The organism is Rhizobacter sp. P2_D12 (assembly GCF_056404395.1).
Genome location: NZ_JBFUEB010000246.1, coordinates 1 through 2,598, shown reverse-complemented (window position 1 = coordinate 2,598; position 2,598 = coordinate 1). Strand labels below are relative to the sequence as shown.

The window sequence follows — 2,598 nt, the reverse complement described above, 5'->3', positions numbered from 1 at the left end:
CGTCATAGGTCTGGTTCGAGATGCCGGTGTCGGGGCTGATCAACTGCGTGGCGTTGCCGAAGCCGTCGCGCGGGTACTGGGTGACCAGGTTCCTCGGGTCGGTGACCTGGGTCGTGCGGTCTGCGCCGTCGTACTGGAACTGCGTCTTGCCCAGCTTCGGGTCGGTGTGATCCTTCACCCGCGACAGCGGGTCGTAGCTGAGCTTGGTCTCCAGGTTCAGCGTGCCGGCGCCACGGATGATCTTGGTGACACTGCCCTGGGCATCGTATTCATACTGGGTGATCGGTGTCGGCGAGACCGGCGGAGGCGGCAGCGTCTGGGCAGTGGCAGCGTGGGCCAGCAGTGCGCAGGCGAGCGCGAGGGGGTGCAGTGTTTTCATTGTTCTCACTCCCGTCCCGTGCCCTGTTGCGTGCGGCCCAGCGCRTCCATCAGGCGCGCCACGTTGCGTCTCAAGCTGCCGGCGGGGTCCTTCACCGTCTGGCCGGTCTGCTTGCCGGCGTTGTCGAGTTGGTACGCGATGCGGTTGCCTTCGTCGTCCGTCACCGCGACCTGGCGGTGCGCGTCGTCGTACTCGTAGCCGACCCAGCTGCCGTCGTGGCCGGTCACCTGCAGCAGTTGGCCGACCGSGTCGTAGGTGTAGGTCGTGGTCTCCGCGCCGACCGTGGTGCTCAGCAGCCGCTGCCTCAGGTCGTAGGTGTTCACCGTCACCACGCCGTCGGCGTCGGTGCTCTGCAGCAGCCGGCCCAGCTTGTTGTACTTGTCGTAGGTCGTGGTCTTGCCGGCCGCATCAGTGGTTGTTGCGAGGTCCCCGACCATGTGGTCCGCGGTCGCCTCGGCGTAGTAGGTGTTCGTGCTCGTGTCGCCGCTGCGCGGGCCCGTGCTGGTGAGCACCTGGCCCCGCTCGTTGTACGTCCACGTGCTGATGCGGGTGGCTGCCCCGGGTTGCAGGCTGGCCGCGAAGCCCAGGTGCCCGTCCAAATCGGTCGTGACCTGCTCGCCGCGCTTGCACAGCAGCGCCAGCGGCTTGCCGTCCGGCAGCTGCGTTCCTGCCGGCACGCAGTTGGCCGCGGCGTTGCCGTTGAACGGATCCGGCTGSCCGTTGTASACGCTGGTCGTGATCTGCCTCGGCGTGGCCACCTTCGTCGCRATGGTCCAGTCCGGGTGCCACTGCGTCGTGGTTCGCCTKGCGCCGGCCGGCAGSSTSGCYCCYGCSGGCGTCACCGYCGYGCAGCTCGCGCTCTGSSYCAGSCCCTCGATCAGGTCGGTCTGCAGGAAGCGGCTCGCGTCGTGCACGTAGCAGCTGCGCGTGCCGTTGAAGYCATCCCGGCTCGCCGGGTTGCCGTTCGCATCCAGCACCTGCCCGCTCGTGCTCGCCGCACACCCGGCYCCCGCCGCCTGGCTCTGCCCCGACAGGTAGGTCTTGCCGTCCACGCTCGCCGCTCCCACCGCCGAGCGCGACCCGTTCGGGTTCGACAGCTCCGTCCCCTGCGGYGCCGCCCACGAGTGGGTGCGGATGATCACCTGCTGCGACAGGTCRTAGGTCTCCGACATCCCCACCCCTGGCGCACTGCCGTAGCTCGCCTCGTAGCGGTTGACCCCRCCGGCCAGCTCGGTGCTCACCGCCAGGCCGTACGCGTTGTAGCCGAAGGTCGAGTASCGCGCCTCGCGCTCRTCCACCACGCCGGTCAGTGCCCAGGGGAATGCGCCGTTCTCGTACACGAAGCGCCGCACCCGCCCGTCCGGCCAGCTCACCGTCTSCAGGTTCCCCTGGGTGTCGTAGGCCAGCACGATGGCCTGGCCGGCCGTGTCCTCGATGCGCGCGATGCGSCCCTGGATGTCGTAGCGGAACGAGATGCGGCGGCCCCGGTCGTCCTGCGCGCTCAGCAGCAGGCCGCCGGCCGGCGCATCGGCCGGGGTCATGGTGGCGACCTGGCAGGTCTTGCTCGCCTGGCGGTCCGGGTTGTAGCCGAAGAAGAAGCTCGTGCACGCAAAGCCGCCGTTCACCGTCTTCTCGACCCAGCGCGTGCCTGCACCGAAGCGCACCCGGTTCGTGCCGGTCAATGCGATGGCCTGGCCCTCGCTGCCCAGCGTGGCCCAGCTCGCGGTGCTGTACGTGAAGTTCACGCGCGCGCCGTCGCTCCACGCGATCCACACCAGGTTGCCGTCCAGGTCGTACARCTCGCGGCTGTTGTCCTGGGCGTTGAAGTACTGCCAGGTGGYCTGGTCGGCGGTCARCCGGTCGGTGCGCCCGGCCACCGGGGCGAACACGCCGGTGCCCTGCGCCTGGAAGGACTGTGCCCGGCCATCGCCGCGCTGCACCACCACGTTGGCGTTGGCTTGCGAGGCAATGCGCCGGTGCAGGCTGCTGAACCACAGCTCGCCCAGGCCCGGGCGCAGCGTCGCCGCCGCGGCCTCGCGATGCACGCCCGGCACCCGCCCGGTGCTGTCGTAGGTCAGCGTCAGCGGCAGGCGCCCCACGCGCAGCCCGGTGTCCACGAACTCCTTCTTGACCCCGCGCAGCGGCACGATCGGGTTGCCCCGCAGCAGCTCGCACAGCGGACAGTCGTGCGGCAGCCTCACGTCGCGTATCGGCCAGCA

Annotated in this window: 1 protein-coding gene and 1 pseudogene; both read right to left on the bottom strand. The window is 69.8% G+C overall.

Annotated elements, in window-relative coordinates; genetic code table 11:
- A pseudogene (locus AC1DYN_RS32110) lies at positions 1-379 on the bottom strand (type IV secretion protein Rhs); the annotation flags it as partial.
- A gap of 5 nt (positions 380-384) precedes the next feature.
- A partial coding sequence (locus AC1DYN_RS32105) for an RHS repeat domain-containing protein (protein ID WP_477966780.1) occupies positions 385-2,598 on the bottom strand: 2,214 nt, incomplete at its 5' end.